The sequence below is a fragment of the Streptomyces europaeiscabiei genome, assembly GCF_001550375.1.
Lineage (GTDB): Bacteria > Actinomycetota > Actinomycetes > Streptomycetales > Streptomycetaceae > Streptomyces > Streptomyces europaeiscabiei.
The window spans coordinates 1-5288 of record NZ_LRTR01000266.1 but is presented as its reverse complement, the minus strand read 5'-3'; the positions used below and the strand labels follow the sequence as shown (position 1 = coordinate 5288).

4 protein-coding genes and 1 pseudogene are annotated in these 5288 nt (G+C 73.7%); 2 read left to right on the top strand and 3 right to left on the bottom strand.

Annotated elements, in window-relative coordinates; all coding sequences use genetic code 11:
• Window positions 1-388 (bottom strand): annotated as a pseudogene (locus AWZ10_RS12730) (hypothetical protein); the annotation flags it as partial.
• 186 nt (window positions 389-574) lie between these two features.
• Window positions 575-1051: a hypothetical protein gene (locus tag AWZ10_RS12725; RefSeq protein ID WP_173531747.1), complete on the bottom strand. Its 477-nt coding sequence runs from the start codon at window positions 1049-1051 to the stop codon at window positions 575-577.
• Window positions 1052-1269: 218 nt separating this feature from the next.
• Here AWZ10_RS12725 and AWZ10_RS12720 point away from each other — a divergent pair, with 218 nt between their 5' ends.
• Complete coding sequence (locus AWZ10_RS12720; RefSeq protein ID WP_060891108.1) at window positions 1270-2496, top strand: PP2C family protein-serine/threonine phosphatase; 1227 nt, start codon at window positions 1270-1272, stop codon at window positions 2494-2496.
• Window positions 2497-2601: 105 nt separating this feature from the next.
• Window positions 2602-3840, top strand: coding sequence for a hypothetical protein (locus AWZ10_RS12715; protein ID WP_060891109.1), 1239 nt, complete (start codon window positions 2602-2604; stop codon window positions 3838-3840).
• 303 nt (window positions 3841-4143) lie between these two features.
• Here AWZ10_RS12715 and AWZ10_RS12710 read toward each other — a convergent pair.
• On the bottom strand, window positions 4144-5288 hold a 1145-nt coding region (locus tag AWZ10_RS12710; protein WP_060891107.1), incomplete at its 5' end, for a sensor histidine kinase.

The window sequence follows — 5288 nt, the reverse complement described above, 5'->3', positions numbered from 1 at the left end:
CCTCGACGCCGCCCGCGCCCCCGCCGTACGCGCCCTCCTCGCGCACCGCCGTCAGCACCGCGTCGTGCGCCGCCCGGTTCGCCGTGAGCCACGCCGTGCGGAACGCCTCCGTCCGTGTGAAGGAGCGCGCCGCGTCATGCGTGAAGTCCCGCACCGGTCGCCGCAGCCGCGGCCCCACCCGGACCTCGCGCAGGATCCCGGCGGCGACCGCGTCCGCGAGCGCCTCCCGTACGGCGGGGTCGGTGGCCAGCGGTGCCATGACCGCCTCGTACCGCGTCCGGTCCGCGATCTCGTACGTCGTCCACGCGGCCAGCGCACCCACCGGCGTGAGCAGGCAGGCGAACACGGTCAGTACGGCCGACAGGGTGCCGCGGGCATCGTGGGACACCCCTCCAGGCAAGACCCCCGACCTCCACCGCGCGAGCGCTCCCGCCGCACGTGACTGCGAATGGCGGCGCAGGACAAGCCGAACGGGGAGACCGGCCGCCGGCGGAAGGGGGGTGACAGAGGGTGGCCGCGAAGGGGGTGCCGAGGGGCCGGTACCGGGGAGTGGAGGAGGGCTGAGCGGCCCGGGTCACCGCAGCCGGTGGCCCGTCGCGTCCTCGTGCGTGTAGTAGCGGTAGAAGTTCGCCGCGAGGAACCCCGCCGCGACGGCGAGCGACATGGCCGCGCAGCGCAGCACGCTGTGCTGCGACGCCTGGCTGTAGAGGAAGCCGAAGGCACAGCCCGCGAAAGCGGCCCAGACGGCGGCGCGCAGTTCGCGGCGCAGACGGGGGGCCACGGTCAGTACGGCGGTGTGGAGCGCGGCGAACACGAACGCGGTCACGAAGCCGAAGAGGAGGTTCCAGCCGGTGATGGGGCCGGCGTCGCGGTTCATGGCCGCGGCCCAGTAGCCGTAGACGAGGCCCAGGACGACGGGCAGGATCCGGTTCGCGAGCGCGTGGGTGCGCTCGCTGAAGACATCGGGTGTGGCCGGCGCCGCCGGCCTGGCCGGAGCCGAGGGCCTGCCCGGAATCACCGGCCGGCCCGGAGTGGGTGCCGCATGCGCCATGGGAGCACTCCTCTCTTCCCTCCCCCGCGACTCTCCGCCCCGACTACCAGAGCACACCTGGGGCGGGCCCCTGGCAAGTCGGGACACGGAAGCCGTGACACGGAAACCGTGACAGCGCCGGGGCGCGGGGGCGGCGGCCGTATCAAGGGCCGGGCGGCGCGGCGCGGCGCGGGGTGGTCGGGATGCGGGGGGCCCGGGGGCGTGTTTCGCTGTGGGGCATGCGGATGCGGATGCCGGTGCCGCGTGTGCGCCGGGAGCCGGACCCTGTCGAGCGGCTGCAGCTGCTGCGGGTCCGCGGGCGCGACATCTCCTGGCTTCCGCCGCTGGTGGTGCTGCTCGCCGTGCCGGTGGTCGACTGGTACACCGGCGGCGACTTCCGGATCATCTCGTGGCTGGTGCTCGTACCGGGCGTGGCCGCCGCGGTCTGCCGGGTGCGGACGACGGCGCTGTTCGCGGCGCTCTCGCTGCTCATGTACTTCGTGGGCGACAACTCATGGCCCCACCAGTACCGCAACGGCCTGCCCGACTTCGTCCTCGTCGCCCTCGGTGGAATCCTGTCCGTGCTGGCCTGCGCGGTACGGCTGCGCGGGCAGGAGCGGATGATGCACATGCGGGCCGTCGTGGACACCACCCGCCGTATCCTGCTGCGCCAGCTCCCGCCGGACGTCGGCGGCCTCGACCACGCGGAGATCTACCTCGCCGCCGACAGCCAGGCCCGCGTGGGCGGCGACTTCTACGACATCCAGCCCAGCCCGCACGGCACCCGCGTCGTCCTCGGCGACGTCCAGGGCAAGGGGCTCGCGGCGGTGGAGGCGGCGTCCGTGCTGCTCGGCACGTTCCGCGAGGCCGCCTATTACGAGTCCGACCCGGTCACCGTGGCCGAGCGGCTGGAGACGCGGATGGTGCGCCACGTGCGGTACTGCGCGCACGTCGGCCGCGACGACTCCGAACGCTTCGCCACCGCCGTGCTCCTCGACTTCCCCGAACTGCGCAGCGAGCGGACCGACTGGGGGCCGGACCTCACCGGGCTCGACTCGCTCACCGTCGACGTCATCAACTTCGGCCACGAACCCCCGCTCCTGGTCTCCCCCGCCGGCGTGCTCCTCCTGCCCATGAGGGACGGACTCCCGCTGGGGCTCGGTGAGCTGGCACCGCGGACGCCCGCGACGGCCACGGTCCGCCTCGCCCCCGACGAGACGTTGCTCCTGGTCACGGACGGGGTGACGGAGGCCCGCGACGGGAGAGGTGTCTTCTTCCCGCTCCGCGAGTACCTCACCCGCGCCCTCGCCGCCGGGACGCCCGCCCTCGACCCCCAGTCCCTGGTCCGGCTGGTCCGCGACGGCGTCCTCGCCCACACCGGGGGCGGCCTCGACGACGACACGACGATCTTCGCGGTACGCCGGGCGTCGGAGCCGATACGGAGAGGCCCGGGGGCCCCGGATTGAGCGCTCCTCGCACGCTCCTTTCCCCGTTTGCACGCGCAGCGGTTACCGTGCTGACTGGCGTACGTGATCGACGGGGAGCCGATGGGAATCGATGGGGAGGGAACGATGCCCGGAACAGTGCTGCTGCTCGCGGCCTCGCCCATGGGCAAGGGGTGCCTCGTGGACGCGGCCTCCGTGCTTCCCGTACTGGCGGCCGTCACGCCCGAGGTGCTGTCCGGTACGGGTACGGCGAACGTGGTCGAGCTGGCCGATCCGCTGGAGCCGCAGGCCGTCCTCACCCGGCTGCGCGCGGCGGCCACCGCGCCGGGGCCGCTCACCGTGTACCTCGCCGGGCAGCTCCAACTCGACCGCAAGCAGCGGCTCGTGCATCTGGCGCTGGCCCGTACGACGCCGGCGACCGTGCGGTACACGGCGTTTCCCTGGCACTGGATCGTGGAGGAACTGCGGCTGCGCGCGCCCGGTTCCACGACCCTGTTCGTCGATCTGCACGCCGACGCGGAGGTGTGGCGGCAGTTGGCGGGGCAACCGCTGTCGGCCGGGCCCGGGGTGAGTGTGTACGGGCGGATCGCGCCGCCGGGCGCGGGGATCCGGCGGGGCGTGGCCGTGCCCGGGTACATGAAGGCGCTGGCGACGATACTGCGGAGTGGACAGCGGCCGGAGCCGGGTGCGCTCCACGAGCAGGTGCTCGCGCGGACGGGGGGTTACGGGGATCTCGTGCTGGCCTGGGACGCGACGGTGCCCGGAGTGCGTCCCCCGCGTGCGACGGTGCCGGGCGCGGTTGTCCCGCACGGCGATGTCGCCCCCGCCGTCCCCGTCGCCCCCACCCGTCCCGTCCCGTTCCCGGGGGCTGCGCCGGGTCAGCGGAGCCTGTCCACGCCCCCGGAGGCCTCCGACCCGCACAGCGCCATCGCCGTCGCCGTCGAAGCCGGGCGGCATTCCGAGGCGGCCGGGCTTGCGGCTCGGTGGGAGCAGGGGGCGTTGCGGTCGTTCGGGGAGGGGTCGGAGGAGGTGCTGCACTGGCGGGAGGTGCGGGCGGATCTGGCGATGTTCGCGGGGGACGCGGCGGGGAGTTGTGAGGCCTGGATGGGTGTCGCTCAAGCGCGGCTCGCGGCGGGGCGGCGCGCGGAGGACCCGGTGGTGGAGGCGGCGGTCGACCGGGCGCACCATCAGTGGGGGCTGGTCGCGGACGCGGGACGCGCCCGTGAACTCGGGGTCGCGCTGCTGGAGTTGCGGACCCGGGTTCCGGGGCGGCGGGCCGGGGCCCTGGAGCACGCCCGGCAGTATCTGGCCGAACTGCGTCGGCCGGAAGGGGAGTTGAGGTCGGCCCACCACGTACCCGGTTAGCCGAGCCGGTCGATGAGCCGTCTTCCGTTCGTCGTAGATCGATGAGCCGTCGATCAGGGCGAATGCCGGGCCGACCTCGGAGGGGAGTTGTACGAGGTCACACCGGCACTGCACCGGATGGGACACCATACGTTGATCACTTAAGCGGTCGCAGCTCCGGAACAGATCGGAGTTTGATCAGAGAATGATCAGAAACTGTCGCGCTGTCGGCAAAGTCCAACCCCCTTCACAACCCGTGCGTGAGGACAGGTGGAGCTCGGCGGTCGGGGCTGGTCAGGGCTGGTCAGGGCAGGTCAGAGCTGGTCAGGACGAGGCCGGGATCAGCACCCGGAACCACGCCCCCTGGTGCGGCGGTTGGGACGGTTCCAGCGTGACCGTGCCGCCGTGGGCCGTCGCGATCGCCGCGACGATGCTGAGGCCGAGCCCGCTGCCGGCGGCCCGTGTCTCCTCACCGCGGACGAAGGGGTCGAAGAGCCGGGCGCGCAGTTCGCCCGGGATTCCGGGACCGTCGTCGAGGACCTCGATCACCCGGTAGCCGTCCTCCGTGCCGAGCCCCAGCGTCGTCGTCGTGCCCGGCGGCGTGTGGACCCGCGCGTTGGCCAGCAGGTTGGCGACCAGCTGGTGCAGCCGCAACGGGTCGCCGGTGACCGTGTGGTCGCCGGGGGCGAGCAGCAGCCGTACGGGATGGCCGGGGTGGCAGTCGCGGGCGGCGGAGGCCGCGTCGCGGCACAGCTGGGCCAGGTCCACGCAGGTCAGTTGCAGGGGCTGGCCGAGGTCGAGGCGGGTCAGCAGCACGAGTTCGTCGATGAGCGTGCTCATCCGGCCGACCTCGGTGGCGATCCGGCCGAGCGCCTCCTGCCGCATGGGTTCGTACGTGGGGTCGCCGACCCGGGCGAGTTCGGCGTAACCGGAGATCGTGGTCAGCGGGTTGCGCAGTTCGTGCCCGGCGGCCGCCATGAACTCCCGTAGCCGCCGCTCGGTGTCCTGCCGCTCCCTGACCTCGCGGCGACCGAGGCGGCGGGCGCCGATCAGGACGGTGGCGAGGAGGGGGAGCGCGGCGGCCGTCTCGACCTGGAGGAGGCGCTCGACCGCCCGCCGGTCGTCCGCCGTCGACCTGGCCGTGACGATGTAGCCGCCCTCGTGGCTCCGGTCCGCCTCCGGCGCGCGCACCACCTTCGCCCGGTAACTCTCCCCGAACGCCGACGGGTTCGCCCGGCCCGCGTACGCCTTCAGCCGGGCGGGCGTGAGCGCCGGGAACGCGGGGAGACCCTCTGACCCCGCGTAACGCTCCACGACCCTGCCCTCGGCGTCGAGGACGAGGATCAGGTCGTTCTCGTCGAGGGAGCTGGATGAGGCCGCCACGGAGGCCGGGGCCGGGGCCGCGCCGGTGGTGGGGGCGGGCGCCGGCGCGGGTGCGAACGTCGATGCCGGTGACGACGGCGGGACCG